Annotated in this window: 13 protein-coding genes; 10 read left to right on the top strand and 3 right to left on the bottom strand. The window is 40.7% G+C overall.

The window, feature by feature from the left end:
• Positions 1-86 precede the first annotated feature (86 nt).
• Both I6E70_RS07600 and I6E70_RS07605 read right to left on the bottom strand, forming a co-directional pair.
• Positions 87-2,603, bottom strand: a complete 2,517-nt coding sequence (locus tag I6E70_RS07600) for a plasma-membrane proton-efflux P-type ATPase (protein ID WP_197188424.1) — start codon at positions 2,601-2,603, stop codon at positions 87-89.
• Positions 2,604-2,890: 287 nt separating this feature from the next.
• Positions 2,891-3,304: a hypothetical protein gene (locus tag I6E70_RS07605; RefSeq protein ID WP_007581772.1), complete on the bottom strand. Its 414-nt coding sequence runs from the start codon at positions 3,302-3,304 to the stop codon at positions 2,891-2,893.
• Positions 3,305-3,729: 425 nt separating this feature from the next.
• Between I6E70_RS07605 and I6E70_RS07610 the strand changes: the two genes are divergently transcribed.
• The 10 genes from I6E70_RS07610 (at position 3,730) to I6E70_RS07655 (ending at position 20,076) form a co-directional block, all read left to right on the top strand.
• Positions 3,730-6,090, top strand: a complete 2,361-nt coding sequence (locus I6E70_RS07610) for a TonB-dependent receptor (RefSeq protein ID WP_197188425.1) — start codon at positions 3,730-3,732, stop codon at positions 6,088-6,090.
• Between the two features lie 10 nt (positions 6,091-6,100).
• Positions 6,101-8,254 carry an FAD-dependent oxidoreductase gene (locus tag I6E70_RS07615; protein ID WP_101216402.1) on the top strand — a complete coding sequence of 718 codons (2,154 nt, stop codon included), beginning with the start codon at positions 6,101-6,103 and terminating at the stop codon, positions 8,252-8,254.
• Between the two features lie 2 nt (positions 8,255-8,256).
• Positions 8,257-9,090, top strand: a complete 834-nt coding sequence (locus I6E70_RS07620) for a DUF547 domain-containing protein (RefSeq protein WP_197188426.1) — start codon at positions 8,257-8,259, stop codon at positions 9,088-9,090.
• Positions 9,077-10,411: an ABC transporter substrate-binding protein gene (locus I6E70_RS07625; protein ID WP_197188427.1), complete on the top strand. Its 1,335-nt coding sequence runs from the start codon at positions 9,077-9,079 to the stop codon at positions 10,409-10,411. Before I6E70_RS07620 ends, I6E70_RS07625 begins: the two co-directional genes overlap by 14 nt.
• Positions 10,408-12,162 carry an ABC transporter permease gene (locus I6E70_RS07630; RefSeq protein ID WP_165725048.1) on the top strand — a complete coding sequence of 585 codons (1,755 nt, stop codon included), beginning with the start codon at positions 10,408-10,410 and terminating at the stop codon, positions 12,160-12,162. Before I6E70_RS07625 ends, I6E70_RS07630 begins: the two co-directional genes overlap by 4 nt.
• Positions 12,163-12,217: 55 nt before the next feature.
• On the top strand, positions 12,218-12,856 hold the full coding sequence (locus I6E70_RS07635) for an ATP-binding cassette domain-containing protein (protein ID WP_002960109.1): 639 nt from the start codon (positions 12,218-12,220) through the stop codon (positions 12,854-12,856).
• A gap of 32 nt (positions 12,857-12,888) precedes the next feature.
• Complete coding sequence (locus tag I6E70_RS07640) at positions 12,889-13,569, top strand: CDP-alcohol phosphatidyltransferase family protein (RefSeq protein ID WP_024607849.1); 681 nt, start codon at positions 12,889-12,891, stop codon at positions 13,567-13,569.
• On the top strand, positions 13,562-14,353 hold the full coding sequence (locus I6E70_RS07645) for a sterol desaturase family protein (protein ID WP_197188428.1): 792 nt from the start codon (positions 13,562-13,564) through the stop codon (positions 14,351-14,353). Before I6E70_RS07640 ends, I6E70_RS07645 begins: the two co-directional genes overlap by 8 nt.
• A gap of 420 nt (positions 14,354-14,773) precedes the next feature.
• On the top strand, positions 14,774-16,900 hold the full coding sequence (locus tag I6E70_RS07650) for a glycoside hydrolase family 16 protein (protein WP_197188429.1): 2,127 nt from the start codon (positions 14,774-14,776) through the stop codon (positions 16,898-16,900).
• A 242-nt stretch (positions 16,901-17,142) separates the two neighbouring features.
• The gene (locus I6E70_RS07655) at positions 17,143-20,076 is read left to right on the top strand and encodes a TonB-dependent receptor (RefSeq protein ID WP_197188430.1); all 2,934 of its coding nucleotides are present in this window, start codon (positions 17,143-17,145) and stop codon (positions 20,074-20,076) included.
• 498 nt (positions 20,077-20,574) lie between these two features.
• On the opposite strand, the gene I6E70_RS07660 is transcribed toward I6E70_RS07655, so the two are convergent.
• Positions 20,575-21,585, bottom strand: coding sequence for an alpha/beta fold hydrolase (locus I6E70_RS07660; protein WP_197188431.1), 1,011 nt, complete (start codon positions 21,583-21,585; stop codon positions 20,575-20,577).
• Between the last annotated feature and the right edge of the window lie 67 nt (positions 21,586-21,652).

The raw sequence follows: 21,652 nt of genomic DNA on the forward strand, positions 1-21,652 counted from the left end.
AAATAATTGAACCACCTTATATACACTCCCTTGTGTACTATTGGTTATAAGCCACTTGGCTTATAACCATTTTTTAAGCCTATATACTAACTCTTCTCTAGTAAGGGTGCTTCTGTCGGATCAAAAATTCGATACGCCACTAGCTTTAAACCATCGTTAATAAAAAACCACACCAAAGCATATGCCCACACAGCAAGTGCCCATCCCCATCCTAATGGGGTCATAAACACACCATAAACAGCAATAAGTGTTGCTATAACTTGCGTGCCAAATACGGCGACCATTAATATAGCAGACGGTTTAATAGACCAAAATGGACCTCGGGTACGCGCTAAAAATATAGTCAAATGCCCTGCTACAGAAAGTAATAAGTACATTAATGTTTGAAGATGAGGACGGTCGAGTTCAAATACTTTATCCCCTAAGTAAAATAAACCAAAGGCTGCAATTGGCCCTACAATTCCCAGCACAGATGCAATACCTAAAACGAGCCGCATATTCCATGTTTCGGGCTTATTTTGATAATGCACATTGTCGTATGCAATAGACAAAATGGCGGCATCGTTAAGTAAAGCAAGCATCACAATCATGACTGCTGTTAACGGATAAAAGTTAAAAATTAATATCGCCATTGTCATAAAAAGTAATACGCGCAGTGTTTCAGCAACCCTGTAAATAGCGTAACTGTTCATGCGTTGAAATATTTTTCGGCTTTCTTTAACTGCATCAATAATAACCGACAAGCCATCGGTCATTAACACGATTGATGCTGCTGAACGCGCTGCATCTGTAGCGCCCGATACAGCAATACCACAGTCAGCTTTTTTAAGTGCTGGCGCGTCATTTACGCCATCTCCTGTCATACCAACAATGTGCCCTCTATGCTGAAGCACATCAATAATATGGTATTTATGCTCAGGAAATACTTGTGCGAATCCGTCAGCGCTCTCAATAGAGTCATCTAACTGCGTTGTTTGGTGATGCTCAGTTGCACCAAATCCACTAGCATCAAGAATGTTTGTCCCTAAACCCAGTTTACTTGCTGTTTCGCGCGCAATGGCCACTTGATCGCCCGTGACCATTTTAACGCTCATACCCATTTCTTTTGCATCGGCAATGGTTTGTATTGCTTCTTCACGCGGTGGATCAAAAAGCGGCAATACGCCTATAAATTGCCATTTACCTTGCTCGTCTGTTTTAGCAACCGCTAAAGAGCGAAACCCACGCGCGGCAAATTCATCTATTGATGCCTCAACTTGAGTTTTAACTGCCTCAATATTAATCGACAAAGCTAAAATAACCTGCGGTGCACCTTTGGTCACTTTAAACGTTTTGCCATCAGCATTTTTAACAATTGCTTCAGTACGTTTGCTCACAGGATCAAATGGCTGAAAATGCTCTATATGATAAGAATTTAGATGCTGCTCAGCTTTTACACTTTGTAATACTGCTAAGTCAATCGGATCGTTATTTTCTGAGCGAGATGCTAATGCCGCGTACAATATAACTTGCTCAGCAGAGCCTTTATTTATTGAGTTTTCGATATAAAACGGGTCACCTAACGTTAATAGGTTTTGTGTCAATGTGCCTGTTTTATCAGAACACAAAATATCAACACCCGCTAGCTCTTCAATTGCAGCTAAACGTGTTACAACCACTTGCTTTTTAGCCAATAAACGAGCGCCTACAGCCATAGTAACTGATAGCACTGTTGGCATTGCAACTGGTATTGCAGCAACAGTTAATACCAGTGCAAACTGCAATGTGGTGATCATTGGATCATCGCGAAACAAAGCAACAATAACTATAAGCAGCACTAAAGCCGCAGCAAGCATTATTAAATAATTACCAATTTTAAGCACCGCACGCTGAAAATGACTTGCGGTTCGCTCCCCTTGCACTAACTGTGCTGTTTTACCAAAAAAGGTATTAGCGCCGGTTGCGTAAACTATTGCTTCTATTTCACCTTGGCGAATAATAGAGCCCGAATAAACAGTTTCATCCGCCGACTTTACAACCGGTAACGACTCACCCGTAAGTGATGATTGATCTACTTCTACTGGATCACCATTTAGCAAACGCGCATCTGCAGGCACTATATCGCCCATCCGCATTCTAATAACATCACCTGGTACAAGCTCGCTGGCATTTAAATTTTGCCATTGAGTATCGCGGCGAACGCGTGCTTTGTTAGCTAATTTTGCTTTTAATGCAGCAATTGCATTACCCGCTTGATGCTCTTCCCAAAAGCCAACCAATACGTTAGACAGCAATAATACAAGAATAATAAAAAAATCAGCCCAGTGCTTAGCAAGCGCCGATAAAATAATAGCAGCCTCGATCATCCACGGTATTGGTCCCCAAAAGTAAGATAAAAATTTGAGTAGTAGGTTTGTTTTTTCTTCAACTAGTTCGTTAGGTCCATATTGTGCCAATCTTTGTGTGGCATCAGTTTGGCTTAACCCGTCGGATGATGTTTTTAGCTTTGCTTGTAATTGTGCTAAATCGAGCTTGCTCCATTCATCGCAATTTTGATTATGTGAAGACTTGTTTACTGAACGATTTGATGACTGATGCGCTGACGAAATTTTGACCTTTTCCATACGAGCCTTCTATACAACATTGAGTTGAATAACTTGAGGTAATTAAAACCTACTAACCGTATAGCTAACATAAACTAAAGCTGTCGATATTGTTCTTACAAATATATTAACTTTGATCTAACGCAATATTTAAGATGAAATAATATAAAAAGGATTATTTTTAGAAGATGACAAAGAGGGTGGATTATTAAAAGAAGTGCTCAAAGGCTATACATTGGGCTGAAATAGTAAATAACTCAGCCCAATGTATTTTTAGCTACAACCTTAAGGGTATAGCTATTGTTTTATTACTTTACAGTAAATTTTACGTCTTGGTCGCGTAATAAGTAAAGTGCAAAACACGCAGCCCACATTGGCCATGCAGTGAAAAATAATAAGTTGTTAAAGCCATCTATATACTGGTTGTACGAAGAAAGCGTAGATAAGCCATGCATTACAAAAATGATACCGTAAGTTATGCGCTTTTTAATACCCGCTAAAAATGCCAATACTAATACAAGTTGTAGAGCACCGATAACATAAGCAACTATGTCAGATGAGCCACTAATACCGTAAAAATGTTCAAAAATACGTGCGCTATGACCAGGGTTTACGAATTTATCGAACGTCCACATAACCATTACAATAAATACGCCTAAACGCAAAGATAAAAGTGACCATTGCAAACGGTTTTGCACATCAGAACTCATTGAACCTGTCATAAAATTTCCTTAAATGAATATTAATAAACGTTGAAGTAACCTAGACCGTATAAGTTATTTTTTATTTCAAAAAAATTTAATTATTTTAAATAAAAAGTAATTAAGCCTTGTAGTAATAAAAGTGAAGCTTATTTTAGGTATTTTAAAATGCTGCGTAAAAGTTAACAATTTTAAAATGTTAGCAGGTGAAAAGTAGTCTATAATTAAAAAAGCCCATTAAAAGCAAATATTTACATTCACTCTAATACAATCGCTCTATTAATATTTTATCAACTAATAAAACAATAGTACTTAATTACCACCTTTATAATGCATCCGTTTTGTTATGTTCTAAAAAACAAAAAGAATCGAAATTTTACTGAAATTTATTTTTAATCCTTTCGGTCTTTATCGCCAACAACATTTTAACCGTAGAGAGAAAACGTTTGAAACACGCATATTTAGCACTTTCCCTAGCCACCATATTAAATACACCACTTAATGCTTTTGCAGCCGAAGAATCAAAAACAACAAAAGATGGCGCAATAGAACGCATTGAGGTGGCAGGCCAAGTTATTAAATCTCAAGGTCTTTCGGTTAAAAACGCCACTGTAGACGGCCCGTTTGGCGACAACTTAGCCCTACAAGATATAGCCCGATCAGTAACACCAATTTCAAGCGAGTTAATAGAGCAACTCAATATTACGACTTTACAAGACGTGCTCGCAGTAAGCCCTAATACCTATTCAGCCAGTGGTTTTGGGGCACCCAGTTTACCTACTATTCGTGGGCAACTAGGTGAGCTTTTCCAAGATGGTACACGCCGCCAAGCAGGTAATAATGGCTTTGGCGTGCCGTTATCGTTCAACTCTATAGAACAGATAGACGTGGTAAAAGGCGCGCCGCCGGTATTATTTGGCTCAAGCCAACGCAACGGTGGTTTTGTAAACTTACATTCTAAAAAAGCATCAACTGACGAAAGTAAAGGCAAAGCAACGGTATCTGCAGGTCGATGGGATCAGTACAGTGTTTTAGTGGATTACAGTGCACCCATTGTAAAAGATAAAGTAGGTTTTAGAGTAAGCGCTGAACACATAGATAACGGCAGCTACTACGATTTTTCAGGCACAAAGAGCGACAGCTTATTTGCATCATTACGCGTATTACCTGATGACAAGAGCAGCTGGGATATTAACTTTGAGTTATATCAAGTTGAATTTACCGATAACGCAGGTATTAACCGCCCTACTCAAGCGCTAATAGATAATGGCCTTTATATTACCGGCCAAGGCGTGCAAGCAAATGGCAGCACAGTACCGGCAGCAGGTTCAATAATCTCACCAACTGGGCAAGTAAAAATAGATCGCAGTACAGTGCTTACCGATCCTGATAATCAAAACGAAGCCACTACTTATTTACTACACAGCATTTATAAGCGTGAACTTTCAAACAATGCATCAATAAAAAACATTACGTATTTTCAGCACTTACAACGCGAAGAAATTGCACAAAATAGCTTTGTTGAAATTATAGATGGTGCCGATACCGCGCAAAACCGTACCGAGCTTACCTATCTTTGGAATAGCGACCAGCAAACAATTTTTGCATTTGATGTGCGTTATAACCGCGTATTAGGCTACAGCCAATTTACAACAGAAGCCGACTTACCTATTGATTTAACTGGCCCAATTTCAAATCGCCGCATTCCTTTAACTGATGTACAACAAGCGCGTTTAATTGAAATTAGCCCAGGTGTATTTGTATCCCCTGGTGGTCAATATGATATTAATAATGACGGCAGTGGCGACTTTAACTTATCAGACACTACCGATTCGCGTTCATGGCAAACAGGCTTTGCTATTCAGCAAGATTCTGATTGGACAGATAAGTTTCATACAAGCGTTGGCTACCGTATTGATTTTTATGATGTAGACGCGCACGACCCAATAGCACCAGAGGGTGAAATTGCAGCTCGCGATAGCATTAACGATAAGCTACATTCTGGGCAAATAAGCTTTAACTACCGATTAAACGGTGATTACACCACTTATGGTGCAGCAAGTTACAACGAAGCCACATCAAATAGCATGGCTGGCGGCACGTCTCTTGGTGGCGACAACACGATTAGCGCACAAAACTTTTCAACCGAAAATACTTTAGTTGAATTTGGTTTAAAATACGCACCAACCGACAGTGATTGGTACGCCGATGGAGCAGTATTCAGCCAACGTCGTAGTTTACGTAATCGCGATGGTAGCAATACCGGCATTCGTACTACCGGCTTTGAAAGCCAAGTATTTTATGATGCTTACCCTTATTGGCTAAGTGCTGGCTACAGCTATATTGATGCTCGCTACGATAATTCTGCAAGTAGCCAAGATTCAGCTCAAGTAGCCGATGCATTTGACAACTCACGTCCAGATATTATTGAAGGTACCAGTGTTGGCGCACCTAGCTTTACCGCTTTTGCACCTTCAAACACCCGTGTACAGGGTATCCCTGAGCAATCGTTCAGCTTTAACGGAAATTATTCAATTAATTCGAAATGGCAAACGGGTTTTTCAGGTCTATATACAAAGAGTTACCCATTAGACTTTTTGGCGACAGTAAAAATTCGTGATCAGTACACACTAAACGTAAATACTAGCTATGCTTTTACGCCTAGTACCAAGTTACGATTAGATGTGAACAACGTAACGAATCAAAAAAACTGGCGCCCAGCATTTGAAGGCGGTTACTTTGGTGCAACTTTAGCTTTTCCTGAGTTGCCAATTAACGCCAAGTTAACCCTTACGCATAGTTTTTAAGAGAGAGAACATGATTAAAAAAATATTTTTATTATTGATTGCAGCGGCCGCCGTCGGCCTGTTCTTTCATTTTGACTTACACCAACTACTTACGCTTGATGGCTTAAAAGGGTCAATGGATCAGTTTAGCGATTACAAAGAGCAGTCACCGTTGTTGGTTATTGGTGGGTTCTTTTTACTATACGTAGTTGTAACTGCTCTCTCTTTACCAGGCGCCGCTATTTTAACACTTGCCGCAGGTGCATTGTTTGGCTTGGTAGAGGGTTTATTAGTTGCATCTTTTGCCTCAACTATTGGCGCAACGCTTGCCTTTTTAGTATCGCGTTACTTACTACGTGACACTATTAAACAACGTTTTCCTGAGCGCTTAGCCGCAATTGATGCAGGCGTTGAAAAAGAAGGTGGATTTTACTTATTTACTCTTCGTTTAGTGCCGGTGTTTCCGTTCTTTTTAATCAATTTACTAATGGGTGTTACCTCAATAAAGTCATGGACTTATTACTGGGTCAGCCAAGCAGGTATGCTAGCCGGTACATTTGTATTTGTTAACGCAGGTACGCAACTGGCGCAAATAGATAGCTTATCTGGAATTTTATCATTCAACTTAATCTTATCATTCGCTTTACTGGGCATTTTCCCATTCATTGCTAAAGGAATCTTAAACGTGTTTAAAAAACGTCGCGTATACAAAAACTACACTAAGCCTAAAAAATTCGACCGTAACATGATTGTTATTGGTGCAGGCGCAGGTGGTTTGGTAACAAGTTATATTGCTGCTGCTGTTAAAGCAAAAGTAACCCTTATTGAAGCCGGCGAAATGGGCGGCGACTGTTTAAACTACGGTTGTGTTCCAAGTAAAGCAGTTATTAAAAGCGCTAAAATTGCAGAACAAATTCGCCATGGTGAAAACTACGGCCTAGAAAATGCGACACCGCAGTTTTCGTTCAAAAAAGTAATGGCACGTGTACACAAAGTAATTGCAGATGTAGCACCACACGACAGTGTTGAGCGCTACACTGACCTAGGCGTAGATGTAGTAAAAGGTTACGGTAAATTAATAGACCCGTGGACTGTGGAAATTAAACTTAACGATGGCGGCACGCAAACACTCACCGCTCGTACTATTGTGATTGCCACTGGCGCACGCCCATTTGTACCGCCACTACCTGGTATTGAAGAAACAGGCTATGTAACAAGCGATACATTGTGGAATAAATTTGCAGAGCTAGATGAGGCACCTAAAAAACTTGTAGTACTAGGTGGCGGTCCAATTGGTAGCGAATTAGCACAAAGCTTTGCACGTTTAGGTTCAAGTGTTACGCAAATTGAAATGAGCGAACGCATCATGATCAAAGAAGATCTTGAAGTGTCTACTTTTGCTCACGAAGCGTTAACCGAAAGTGGCGTTAATATTTTAACATCGCACCAAGCACTTCGTTGTGAAACGCGCGATGGTAAAAAATATATTGTTGTTAAACATAACGACAAAGAAATAGATATTGAATACGACGAGCTATTATGTGCCGTTGGTAGAAGTGCGCGCCTTAAAGGTTACGGTCTTGAAGAGCTAGGCATTGAAACAAACCGCACAGTAGTAACTAACGAATACCTAGAAACACTGTACCCTAATATTTTTGCAGCAGGCGATATTGTAGGTCCATACCAGTTTACACATGTGGCAGCTCATCAGGGTTGGTACGCAGCGGTAAATGGCTTATTTGGTCACCTTAAAAAGTTTAAAGTAGATTACCGTGTTATTCCGTGGACTACGTTTATTGACCCAGAAGTAGCACGTGTTGGCTTAAACGAGCAAGACGCAAAAGACAAAGGCATAGATTACGAAATTACTCGCTTTGAATTTGAAGAGCTAGACCGTGCAATTACCGACAGCGCTACAAAAGGCTTTATTAAAGTGATTACACCCAAAGGCAAAGACAAAATATTGGGTGTTACTGTAGTATCTGAACACGCTGGCGATTTAATTGCTGAGTTTGTACTGGCAATGAAACACGGCTTAGGTCTTAACAAAATACTCGGTACTATACACAGCTACCCTACTTGGGCTGAAGGTAACAAATACGCAGCAGGTGAGTGGAAACGCGCTCATGCACCTGAAAAAGTGCTTAACTTGCTTGAAAAATACCACACTTGGCGTAGAGGTTAATTATGTTTAAAACACCTCTAAAAGCATTGCTACTTGGTTCGGCTTTAGTTGTAACATCGTTTGCAACATCATTTTCGGCCCAAGCCCAAAACATGCACGATAGCTGGAATGCATTGTTAAATAAGCATGTTGTCGCTATTAACCATAATCACAGTACTGAGGTTGATTACGCTGCCATAAAACATGAGCATGCACAGCTAAAAACGTATTTAGATTCGTTAACGGCTGTAACGCAAAGCGAATTTGACGCATGGGAAAAGCCTAAGCAACTCGCTTTTTTGATCAATGCTTATAATGCGTGGACTGTTGAACTTATCGTCTCAAACCTTGCCAGTAAAGAGCACCCTGATCTTAAATCAATTAAAGACTTAGGGAGCTTTTTTAGCTCACCATGGAGTAAAGAGTTTGTGCCATTACTTGGCAAAACTCGCAGCCTTGATGATATAGAACATGGTTTAATACGTGGCAGCGGTAAATACAACGACCCACGCATTCACTTTGCAGTAAATTGCGCGAGTATTGGTTGCCCAGCGCTTCGAGAAGAAGCGTATACAGCCACTGATTTAGAAAGCCAATTGCAAGAGCAAACAGTGCGCTTTTTATCAGATATGACACGTAATATGGCTCAAGAAAATACGCTAAGCGTGTCTTCAATATTTAAATGGTACGGCGATGACTTTGAAAAAGGTTTTAGAGGTGCAAACACGCTACAGCAGTTTTTCTTGCAATATAGCGATGCACTTAAATTGATACCCGCTCAGCAAAAAGCACTTAAAAATGATGACATGAAAGTTAAATTTTTAGACTACAACTGGGATTTAAATGTTCGCCATTAAGTTTTGGCAAACACAGGCGCGATACAGCTTTTGCTGTGTCGCGTTTTGCGTTTGTACAATCGCAAATTTTGCTGCTTTTTCGAGCACTGCGTTTGCTAATACCGTTATTAACTCAAATAGTAAAAGTAATTTAGTAATAAACACACAACAGGGATCTCGCTGGCAACAAGTTCAAACACTTGGTAGCAATCAATATGTATACTTTTATGCATGGGGTGGCGACGCGCAAATAAATGCTTATATTCAATGGGCAGCGCAGCAAGTTAAAACTAAGTACAACATTAACCTAGTGCATGTAAAATTAAGCGATACCAGCGAAGCAGTAAGCCGTGTACTTGCCGAAAAATCAGCAAACAATAACAACCAAGGCAGCGTAGATTTAATGTGGATAAATGGTGCTAACTTTGCCACCATGAGCGAACATTCTCTGCTTTTAAAGCAATGGGCTAATAAGCTACCTAACTTTGTATTTACCGATCCGATAAACAATCCGGCTGTTAATTTTGATTTTGGATTACCTACCAATGGAATGGAAGCACCGTGGGGGCAAGCATCGCTCACATTTTATTACGATAGCCTAGCAATAGATGGCTCAGCTAATAATAAACTTCCCACTACATTAAACGAATTATTACACTGGAGCGCGCAAAACCCTGGTCGCTTTAGTTACCCAAAGCCGCCTGACTTTTTAGGTATGAGCTTTTTAAAATACGCCTTAGTTGTACTGCATCAGCAAAGCGGCGAAAACATTAAAGCGCAGCTAAACCAACCAGCTACAACTAAAAATACGGCACAAGTATTAAACCCACTGTGGGACTTTTTAGATAAACTACACCCAACGCTTTGGCGTAGTGGCAGTCATTTTATGCAAAGTGGTGCTCAAATGCGCCGCCTTGTGGACGATACAGAGTTGAGTTTAGCCTTTACTTTTTCAGCACCTGAAGTACCGGCAGCTGTAAAACGCTATGATTTACCAAACAGCATTCGCAGTTACGCAATGAGTGATGGCAGTTTAAGTAATACCCATTTTGTGGCAATTCCTTACAATGCAAGCCACCAGCAAAGTGCGCAATTAGTGGCTAATTTTTTACTCAGCCCTGAAGCGCAAGCTCAAAAGCAAAAAGCGCATATATGGGGCGATAAAAGCGTACTTATTCAATCAACGTTAACGCCTGAACAGCAAGCCTTATTTAAAACAGCTAAACCGCATCCAAGTGCACTGCCTTTAAACAGTATTAAACGCACATTGAGCGAACCTCATCCAAGCTGGGTAAACGCCATTATGCAAGGTTGGCAAACCCGTTATGGAGTAAGCCAATGAGCGTTATTTCAAAAAGTGTACCAGTAAATACCAAAGCAACAACGCAGTGCAGCACCGATATGTTTACGCGCATTGTAAAATTTAGCCCACGATTTTTACTCGCTTTACTTATACTACCCGTACTTGGTGGCTTAATTAGCGTATTGCTGCCTGCCTTTGGTTATGCGCCCGTACTTGAGCAAACAACGTTTAGCTTGCAAGGTTTTAATGCCCTTTGGCAAACACCTGGCCTTACTCAAATGGTTACCTTAAGCGTTGCAACGGGCTTAATAAGTACTCTGCTTGCATTTATCATTACCTTAATGATTTTAGCTGCGTTTTTTAATAGCCCGTGGCTTAACCGAATTCAGCGTTTATTGAGCCCTATATTAGTGATACCTCATGCCGCAGCCGCTATTGCGGTGGGGTTTTTAATTGCCCCTTCAGGTATGATTTCACGCTTAGCGTCGCCTTGGTTAAGCGGCTGGGAACTTGCGCCAAACGGTATGTTTCCGCATGATTCGTTCGGTATTAGTATTATTTTAGGCTTAACACTAAAAGAGCTTCCCTTTTTATTACTAATGGCACTGGGCGTACTTGCTCAACCTGAGCTTGGCAAAAAATTACGCCAACAACATAAGGTTGCGCTTAACTTGGGTTATTGCCCAATGACCGCCTTTTTTAAAGTAATACTGCCAAGTCTTTATCCGCTACTGCGTTTGCCGCTTTTAGCAGTGCTTGCCTATGCAAGCGCAAGTGTAGAAATGCCTCTTATATTAGGCCCAAATACACCACCTACGTTGGCCGTTGCAATAATGCATTGGTTTAACGATGTTGATTTAAACCTGCGTATTAAAGCCTCAGCGGGTGCTTTATTACAACTGGCTGTTACAGGCGGTTTGTTAGCCCTTTGGCTTGGCGGGGAAAAGGCCGTAAAAGTGCTATTTAGCGACTCTCTCACTAATGGAGTGCGCGAATACGGCGGATTTTATTGGCAAAAAATAACGGTCGTACTCACCACATTAGTAATTAGCTTTATACTGTTGTCACTTATTGGTTTAGTTATGTGGTCGGTTGCAGGTTTTTGGCGCTTTCCAGATGCAATGCCTGAGCAATTTACACTACTGCATTTTAAAAGTGCGCTAATGCAAATGGGCAGTCCGCTTTTTAATACGCTAGCAATCGGTTTAGTAACCACACTATTTGCCATTATTCTTACTTTATTGTGTTTAGAATCAGAGCAGTTGAGTGACAAACCTATTTCTCGTTTTACCAGTTTAATTATTTACTTACCGTTATTAGTACCCAGTATTGCCTTTTTGTTTGGGCTAGTATGGATACAACAATTGGTAAATAACCAAGCCGCATTTTTTAATGTGGTACTTACGCATTTACTGTTTGTGTTGCCTTATGTGTTTTTGTCACTTGCGAGCAGTTATAGGCGCTTAGATCCTCGTTTTGCTCATGTTGCAGCAAGCCTAGGCGCAGCGCCATGCAAGGTGTTTTTTAAAGTAAAACTACCTCAGTTGTTTGCCCCTATTTTAATTGCAGCCGCACTGGGCTTAGCAATTAGTTTTGGACAATACCTCCCCACGCTTTTAGCTGGCGGCGGGCGCATAGCCACAATAACAACCGAAGCCGTTACGCTTGCCAATGGCGCAAGCAGACGCACCAGTGCCGTGTACGCTATTATGCAAATGGCGTTGCCACTTATTGGATTTATACTGGCATGGGGTTTACCTAAATATTTTTTCAAAAGTGCACGTGCTTAAAAGTGCACATATTTAAAGCACCCATGTTTAACACTATCAGGGTTAAGGTTTTTTAATGCAGTCATCGTTACAGATTAAAAATTGTCAGCTTTATCGCCAAAATGAGCTGTTACTTAGCTTAAACGAGCAAGTTAATGGCGGTGAAATTCTGACTATTATGGGCCCATCAGGCAGTGGTAAATCAAGCTTATTAAATTGGCTTACGGGTACTTTACCAAGTAGCTTTAAGGCTAACGGTGAGGTGTGGCTTAATGGTCAAAATATCGATAACACCCCTCCACACTTGCGCCATATTGGAGTGCTTTATCAAGACGCTTTATTGTTTTCGCATTTAACTGTTGCTGGTAACATTGCCTTTGCAATGCCCAAAGGTAATAAAAAACAACGCCTTGAAAAAATAGAACACGCACTTGAGCAAGTAGGTCTTAAAGACATGGGTAATCGTCACCCCGATAACTTATCGGGCGGGCAACAAGCCCGTGTTGCATTATTACGTATGCTGCTGAGCGAACCTAAAGCCATTTTACTCGACGAACCCTTTAGCAAACTCGACACCCAGCTGCGTGTTGATACACGCGAACTCGTGTTTAGCCAAATACGCGATCATAAGCTACCTGCAATTATGGTAACTCACGACCATAGCGATGCCGACGCTGCAAATGGCAAACTAATTACTTTAAATAGCGCACTTTAATTCGTGGCTTTAATACGCATAAGGCAACAAACATGCTAGACAAATTTATCACCCCTGTAATTAAGCCACTTTTAACACCTGTGGTTATGCTTATGCATAAACGCGGCATAACTGCCGATCAGCTCACTGTGGTTGGCTTTTTAGTTGGCTTATTAGCCGTGCCATTACTGGCATTTGAAATGTGGTACGGGGCATTAGTTGCCATTGCTTTAAATCGAATTTTAGATGGACTTGATGGCGCATTAGCACGCTATGCAAACCAAAGTTCAAGCGCGGGTGGCTTTTTAGATATCACACTCGACTTTTTATTTTACGCGGCTATTCCGCTTGGCTTTATTTTGGCAAACCCTGAGCAAAACGCGATAGCGGGATCGTTATTACTTGCCACTTTTATTGGTACGGGCTCAAGCTTTTTAGCTTTTGCGATTGCCGCCGAAAAATTTAAACTCGAAAAACCGCAATTTAAATACAAAAGCTTTTACTACTTAAACGGCTTAACCGAAGGCACTGAAACAATAGCGCTATTTATTGCATTTTGTATTTGGCCGCAGCACTTTGCGGTTATGGCGAGCATTTTTGCTATTGCGTGTGGCATAACTATTTTTACCCGTATACATGGCGGTTATCACACGCTTAAGCAACAAGAAGCCGATGCTAACAAAGCAGCTGAAAACATGCCTAGCAGTGCAAATTCAGAGGTAATAAATGACTAATGAAGTATGGTGGCGACTCGGCTGCTTTTTTAGTATTTTAATTATAATGATGCTGCTTGAATGGCAAAAGCCAGCTCGCCAAGCACCTATTAAAAACAGAACACGTTGGTTTGCTAATTTTGGGTTAGTGTTTGCTTCATCAGTTATTGCGCGCTTAGTGGTCCCTATTGGGTTAACCGCCGTGGCACTTTACAATCAAGAGCACGGCATTGGCTTATTTAATCAAATAGCTCTACCAAGCATTATAATTATTATATTGAGCATACTTTTACTCGACATATTAATTTACTGGCAACATAGGTTATTTCATCAAGTGCCTATTTTATGGCGCTTACATCGCGTACATCATGCCGATGCACATGTAGATACCAGTACGGGCTTGCGCTTTCACCCTATCGAAATTGTACTGAGCATACTTATAAAACTCATTGCAGTAACTGCTCTTGGCGTACCTGCCATTGCGGTACTTATATTTGAAATAGCACTTAATGGTTTAGCATTATTTAATCATGCAAATATACGCCTACCTAATGCTATTGAAAAACCACTTCGTTTAATATTAATGACGCAAATATTGCATAGAATTCACCATAGCCAAGTGGTTAGTGAAACTAACTCAAACTATGGTTTTAGTGTAATTTGGTGGGATAAATTATTTGGTAGCTACAAAGATAAAGCTAAAAAAACCGACGCAGATATAAATATTGGCTTAAAAGAATACCCAAGCCAAAAGCAAAATGCCTCGCTTTGGGGATTACTTTCAATGCCTTTTAAAAACAAGTAAAAACAAGCATATTTTATCTCATACAATACCAATCCACTTAAAATTACTTTTATGTAGATTGGTATAAACAAAATACTCTTTAAATACTATAAATATACCTGTCACTAACCTTTTAATTGTTAAGTCCTTTCCTACTTTTTGACGTAAAAAACATTCCGTTCTTGCTCCCATCAAAAAACACAAACAACGTAACCATTTGTATAAAATGCAATTTATGTACAGTCTCAAATTGGTAAACTGGTCTTACCGTAAACTAATTGTAAATAAAATAAACAAATATGTTGACCATTTGCGTACTCCACAATATCATTTGTAAGCGCTTACAAAACACATATCAAAATGTAAGCGCTTACAGCACGAAAAAACAAAGCTCAAAAAACAATTAATCTGACAATAATCTGTTGAAACCGGGGTTCAGTTATGAACATTGAAACAACGCACATTACACGTTTACTTGCCGCTATCTCTTTAGTTACGTTAGCTGGCTGTGGTGGCGACTCTGCCACTAAATCAAATTTTGAAAATGTAGATGCCTCTGAACCAGTATCAGATTGGCAAATGGTTTGGAGCGACGAGTTTGAAGGCTCAGCCATTGATACAAACAAATGGAACTATGAATTAAACTGCGATGGCGGTGGTAACAACGAGAAACAGTGTTACACCGACAGCGAGCAAAATGCATTTATTGCAGACGGTGTGTTAAACATTGTTGCCCTACCTGCTGAAGAAGGTGCAGAAAAACCTTACACTTCAGCGCGCTTAAATACGCGTTACAACGCCGACTTTACATATGGTCGCTTTGAAGTGCGCGCCAAACTTCCATCAGGACAAGGTAGCTGGCCAGCATTTTGGATGCTGCCAACTGATGAAGTTTACGGCACTTGGCCTCGTTCTGGTGAAATAGATGTTTTAGAATCAGTAAATCTTAAAACACCGGATGAAGACGGTGGAATAGAGTCAAGCATCCACGGCACCCTTCATTACGGACGCGCGTGGCCAGATAACAGCTACACAGGACAAGAATACAAATTCCCTGAAAATACTAATCCGGCAGATGATTTCCACACGTATGCTGTTGAATGGCAAGAAGGTGAAATTCGCTGGTACGTAGATGGTTACCTTTATGCAACCCAGCGTCAATCTGAGGTTTTATACAATTCCAAAAATGAGCCTGCGGGCTTAAAACATCGTGGTTGGTTTGCAGAATACTTTGAACAAGGTTCTGGCGAACTTACAACGCATTGGGATAGCGCACCATTCGATAAAGATTTTCACTTATTGCTAAACCTAGCAGTAGGCGGTGACTGGCCTGAAAACGTTAATGATTTAGGTATAGATGCTAGCGCATTTGAAAACGGCCAAACCTTTGCTATTGATTACGTACGTGTTTATCAATGTGCATCGAACCCAGATACTGGTAAAGGTTGTGAAACCATTCGCCCAGGTTACGATAGCTTAAACGATGCTTTACTAGAGGGCGATGCACCAGTACCTATAGCTGGAGGAGTTACTCCATTAACCATATTTGGTGATTCTTTTAATATTAATTGGCCTGCGTGGGATTGTTGCGGAGGCTCAACTCCTGCAGTAGTTGTTGATGAACAGCAAGGTAATACAGTTGAATTTAGTGTTGGTGAAAACCCAACTGTAAACGGTTTTATTTCAAGAGCGGCAAACATTACTGATGAAGCTGGTGTAGCCTCCCCTTTTGATGCTACGCCCCTGTTAGCACAAGGGTATTTTCAATTTAAAATGAAAGTAACTAGCGCACCTGCTGATGCAAACTCTACATGGGTTGTTAAGCTTGAAAGCGCAGGAGACGTCCCTACTGCAGCCGAATTGCCTATTACCCAAAGCGTTGAAGGTATTGCGCCTGTTGCAGGTCAATGGCAAACATACACATTTAAATTAACCGATCTTGTTGCTGCAAACTTAGATATTAGTGCTATTGATGTAGTTATGATTTTCCCTGCTTGGGGAACTGGTAACGGTGCTGTTTATAGAGTTGATGATGTAAAAATTACGCAAGATTTCCCTGAACTTGATGTGTTCTCTGATACCCAAAATCTTGATTGGCCAATGTGGGACTGCTGTAGCGGCTCTACGCCAGTGGAAGCAATGGATGATGAACAACACGGTATAACAGCAGAATTTACTATAAATGATACGCCTACCGTAATGGGATTTAATAGCCGTACATCTGTTGGCGGGAGCGGCGAAGCATTTGATGCAAGCGCTATCATAACGGTTGGTCAAATTACGTTTGATATGAAAGTTACGAGTATGCCAAGCACACCTGATGCCCCATGGTTTTTCAAAGTTGAATCAAACGAAGGTGACTCTGAAGTAGAGCTTGCACTTACTGAAAGTGTTGAAGGCATTGCCCCTGTTTTAAACGAATGGCAAACATATACTTATACGCTTTCTGACTTATCGGCTGCCGGTTTAGATGTAAGTGCGATAGATGTATTAATGATTTTTCCTAATTGGGGCCAAGGTGCTGGCGCAGTATATCGTGTTGATAATGTAAAAATTTCAAACCCATAATTAAGATTTCACTGACAAAATTCTAGGTGTTTATACCAATTGCATTAAACAAGAGACCTATTATAGCGCTAAGAAAATAGCCCAATAACAAGGCGAAAATTGTGACATATAGCTGTTCTATATGAATCATTTTTAACGCAGTTAGTGAGTTATTTAATGCGATAAAATGATCATGTTTTTAATAAAATTGGTATTACACAGCACCTTCACTCTTGAACAACATTTTATAAAGCAGAGCTATTATGAACACATTCAATTTTAAAAAGAGCCAACTTGCGGCTTCTGTGTCTCTCATCATTGCTGCGAGCACATTAAACACAGCTATCGCTGCAGAAGCAGACATATCAGCAAAGCCTGATGTAGAAATTATTGAAGTAAAAGGTATTCGTGGTTCACTTATTCGTTCTATGGATATGAAACGCGACTCTTCGGGTATTGTAGATGCTATCTCGTCTGAAGAAATGGGTAAATTCCCAGATACAAACTTAGCAGAATCATTACAGCGTATTACCGGTGTATCGGTAAGCCGCGCTAACGGTGAAGGTAGCCAAATTACAGTACGTGGTTTTGGCCCTGAGTTTAACTTGATTACCTTAAATGGCCGCCAAATGCCGGGCACAGGTTACACACGCTCGTATAATCTTGAAAACGTTGCCTCTGAAGGCGTAAGTGCGCTTGAAGTGTTTAAAACAGCTCGTGCAGACGTGCCAAGCGGTGGCTTAGGTGCAACGGTTAATATTTCTACTGCGCGCCCTTTTCAAAAGCCGGGTCAAAATTTTTCGGCAACCGTTAAAGCAAACCACGACTCGTCAAACGAAGCTGGCGATGACGTAACACCAGAGTTTTCTACTGTTTACAGCAATACCTTTGTAGATGACACTTTTGGTTTCGGTTTTTCATTTTCGCACCAAGAGCGTGACTTTCAAAAACAAAGTGCCAATATTCAAGGCTGGCAGGCAAACGTAGACTTACCTGAATTAGATAGCAGCAACGTCGTTGATAACCGCACAGATTCTGCAGGTAACTACTACTTCCCTAAAGACATGAACTACTCTATTGAAGATGTAGAACGTGAACGTACAAACGGACAAGTTACTTTTCAGTTTGCACCGGTAGATGGCTTTGTAGCCACACTCGATTACACTGCAAGTAAAGCAGTTACAGGTTCTCAGAGTATTGGTTGGGGTATTTGGAACGACTTTGGTAGCAATATTAATGGCTACGAACTAGATGAAAATGGCACTGCAGTATATGCAGACATTAGCGGTAATGACGCGTCATTCACAGCTAATAAAGGCACTACAGAAGTAAAAGCCCGCTCTCTTGGTTTAAACCTAGATTGGGAAATTAGCGACACGTGGCACGTAGAGCTTGATTACCACGACTCTAAAAACGAAACTGATAACGGCGCCGACAACGGGCTGGGAAGTGCAGGTCAAGTAATTTTAGGTTCTGATCAGCTAGCTAATAAAATTTATGATTACCGCACGGGCGAAGTACCAACTGCACAAGTTAATTGGTTAAATGGCACAAGTGAATTAACACCTGGCGAAATTGATTCAAACTTTAGTCAGTTTACTCACTCACCGGGTGAATCAAACATTGAGCAATTACAGCTACACACAACATGGTATAACGAAAGTTATGACATTGGTTTAGTTAAAGTTAAATTTGGCGCATCACGTACAGAGCAAAACACCGGTGGTTACACCGCGTGGAGTGGTTTAGTAGGTGGTCCAGGCTTTAACCCATCGTTCACAGAAATATTCCCAGATAGCATGTTTACTCGCCATGATACGTCGGGCCTTTTAGATCAATTTGACGGTGGTGGCAGCGACTTACAACCTGATTACTACTATACCTACGATTTTGACGAAGCTGTTGCACGCCAAATTGCGTATTTAACGGCTGATGTAACCGGTAGCGATGCATACGCCGCAAATGCCTATATGGATGGTATTGACAGCGAAAGCTACGTAGAAGAAATCACTAATAGCTTTTATGTTCAATCAAGCTGGGAATTTGACGTAAGTAACTACTATGTAAAAGTAAATGCAGGCCTACGCTATGAGCAAACAGACGTAACCAGTACTGTACGTCAACGCGTTGAAGATCAAGTTAATTGGATCAGCGCTTCAGAGTGGATCATGCAATACGCTGCAGGCGGCGATGATAACTTCTTAGAGCAACAAGGTGATTACGATGTTTTATTGCCTTCAATCGACGTAAGTGTTGATTTAACTGAAGACGTAGTAGCCCGCGTATCTTGGGGTAAAACAATGTCGCGTGCACCACTAGGTAATTTAGCCGGTGGCCGTAGTTTAACAGGCAGCCCAAAACCAGGTTCTCGTACAGGTAGCCAAGGTAATACAAACTTATTGCCGTTTGAATCAACAAACCTTGATTTATCACTTGAGTATTACTACGCAGAAGGCAGCTACGCGTCTGTTGGTTACTTTAAAAAAGATGTTGATAACTTTATTCAAACCACCATTACGCAAACCACTATTGATGGCTTGTATGATATTTTAAACGGCCCTCGTTACTTACAAGCTGTAAGCGATATTGAATCACGTGGTGAGCAAGCAACAACCGACGCTATTTTTGCACAAATGATTGCCAGCGGTTACGGTAATGCAAATGGCGTGATTGAACCAAGCAGCGACGATCCGCTAATTACATGGAATATTAGCCAGCCACAAAACACCGACAGTAAATCGGTAGATGGTTTTGAAGTTGCAGTTCAGCACTTAATTGGTGAAACCGGTTTTGGTATTGGTGTTAACGCAACATTTGTAGATGGCGACGTAGAATTTGATAGCGAAAGCCTAGATCAACAAGCACCGCTTACGGGCTTAAGTGACTCTGCTAACTTCCAAGGCTTTTACGAAAAAGACGGCCTATCCGTTAAAATTACTTACGCGTGGCGCGACTCATACCTAATTGGTGTTGGCCAAGCGCAAGGTTCAGCTGATGCGCCTCCGCAATATGCTAAAGCGTATGGCCAATGGGATATGAGCGTTAACTACGATGTAAACGAAAACGTAACGGTATTTTTTGATGGCATAAACTTAAACAATGCAACCGAAGAAGGTTACGGACGTTACGAAGAGCAGTTCTTATTTGCTAATCAATACGGTCCTCGTTACTCAATTGGTGCTCGTTACACGTTCTAAACTATTTCCTAGTTAGAAGGTTAAGCCGCTTGTTACAACAAGCGGCTTTTTTTATAGCGTTTTTATTTGCTCAAGCAACACATTGGTTGTCCAATCAAGGCCGTTATACGCAATATCAGGTTGTAGTAAGCTCTTTTTCCTTGTGCCCTATCAACAAAAACCTTGTTAGAATAATTACTTTATCTATTCCTTTTAAAACGTTGCAATGGCTAGTTTAAGTATTTACCTTTCATTAAATTAACCTAACTCATTGAGATGGTCGTAAACGATGAGAAGTTCGAGGAAATAAAAAAGGCGCAATTTGCACTTCTAAAAGAACCTTTAAAATAGCTGAAAAAGGCATTAACACTAAAAATTACAATTTAGTTGTTCCGTACAGCCTGCACCCAAATACAAACTGCGAAAAGCTAAGTGTCTTACTTTATTTGCTTCAATAGCTAACGTGATCTCGGTGGGGATTTGAGTAAAAATTTTATGCTTAAGTAAACTCACCAAAAGTTAAAGAGATAAAAAATCCAATACTGCACGATTTACTTGTTCAGCTTGATCGACTGTTAAAAAATGTCCCGCATCTTGAATCCGTATAGTCTGAACTTTTTTCAGCATTTTATTTGCCCGCTCAAGACTATCTCGATTGTTCATTATGTCATTATCGCCAATCATCACTAATGTAGGCAAAGTAATTTGTTGAAGCTGCTGATCTGAAAATGGTCGCATTTCGGTGATTAAACCTGGTACTGGATTATCATCAAGTGCTGCCACATATTGATCCAAGTAAATAGGGTTAATCATGTGTACTTTGGTAGACAAAGTTTTTAAGCTCTCTTGAACCTCATCGCGTACAGGGTTTAACGTAAACAGAATACTCGACAATAAGTCACCGCTTAGCTCAATCCAACCGAACGTTTGCGCAGGGCTAAGTAACACCAAAGTTTGAATGCGCGACATTTCATTATTTGACTCTGCTAGTGCAATTGCAGTCGCCTGCCAACCTCCCCGCGAGGCACCAACTAGATTTAGCGAGTCCAATTGCAATAGATCAAATAATTCTTGATACCAACTTACCACTTGAGCCATTCCTGAAATATCGGCATTAGCAAGTGAACCTCCAGAACCAAGTAAATCGTCAATGGCATAAACCCGATAATGTTCGGCTAGCGCCGCTATATTTGGGTACCACATAGCTGAGTTCGCTTGCATACCATGCAGTAGAACAACAGCCTCAGCATCTTCTGGCCCTGCTACTATAACCCGAGCCTGACCAAGTGAAGTAGGAATACTAAGCTCGCGATAAGCTACTGGCCACAAACTTAAAGCACGACGATAAAGCTGCTCATTAGATAATGTTTTAGCCGATAGTTTTTGTAACTTAGCGTTCTCTATATGACGTTCAGGTATCAAATAAGCCTGTTGCTCAGGAGCCACTGTTACTTTATCGTCAAACCAATCGCACCCAACCAGTAATGTCAGTGTGGTAAGTATCGCGAACGTGCCTATCCAGATTTTCATCTACACTCCTGTATATAAGATGCATTGGTATTTTTAGTATGAGGGAGAGTTTGGCCCTGCCTATTTA

The sequence above is a fragment of the Pseudoalteromonas sp. NGC95 genome (assembly GCF_015864705.1).
GTDB lineage: Bacteria > Pseudomonadota > Gammaproteobacteria > Enterobacterales > Alteromonadaceae > Pseudoalteromonas > Pseudoalteromonas arctica.

Coding starts and splice junctions, on each gene's coding strand:
- I6E70_RS07655 (WP_197188430.1), top strand. CDS start 17,143: ATGAACACATTCAATTTTAAAAAGAGCCAACTTGCGGCTTCTGTGTCT.
- I6E70_RS07660 (WP_197188431.1), bottom strand. CDS start 21,585: ATGAAAATCTGGATAGGCACGTTCGCGATACTTACCACACTGACATTA.
- I6E70_RS07615 (WP_101216402.1), top strand. CDS start 6,101: ATGATTAAAAAAATATTTTTATTATTGATTGCAGCGGCCGCCGTCGGC.
- I6E70_RS07640 (WP_024607849.1), top strand. CDS start 12,889: ATGCTAGACAAATTTATCACCCCTGTAATTAAGCCACTTTTAACACCT.
- I6E70_RS07625 (WP_197188427.1), top strand. CDS start 9,077: ATGTTCGCCATTAAGTTTTGGCAAACACAGGCGCGATACAGCTTTTGC.
- I6E70_RS07600 (WP_197188424.1), bottom strand. CDS start 2,603: ATGGAAAAGGTCAAAATTTCGTCAGCGCATCAGTCATCAAATCGTTCA.
- I6E70_RS07645 (WP_197188428.1), top strand. CDS start 13,562: ATGACTAATGAAGTATGGTGGCGACTCGGCTGCTTTTTTAGTATTTTA.
- I6E70_RS07620 (WP_197188426.1), top strand. CDS start 8,257: ATGTTTAAAACACCTCTAAAAGCATTGCTACTTGGTTCGGCTTTAGTT.
- I6E70_RS07635 (WP_002960109.1), top strand. CDS start 12,218: ATGCAGTCATCGTTACAGATTAAAAATTGTCAGCTTTATCGCCAAAAT.
- I6E70_RS07650 (WP_197188429.1), top strand. CDS start 14,774: ATGAACATTGAAACAACGCACATTACACGTTTACTTGCCGCTATCTCT.
- I6E70_RS07605 (WP_007581772.1), bottom strand. CDS start 3,304: ATGACAGGTTCAATGAGTTCTGATGTGCAAAACCGTTTGCAATGGTCA.
- I6E70_RS07630 (WP_165725048.1), top strand. CDS start 10,408: ATGAGCGTTATTTCAAAAAGTGTACCAGTAAATACCAAAGCAACAACG.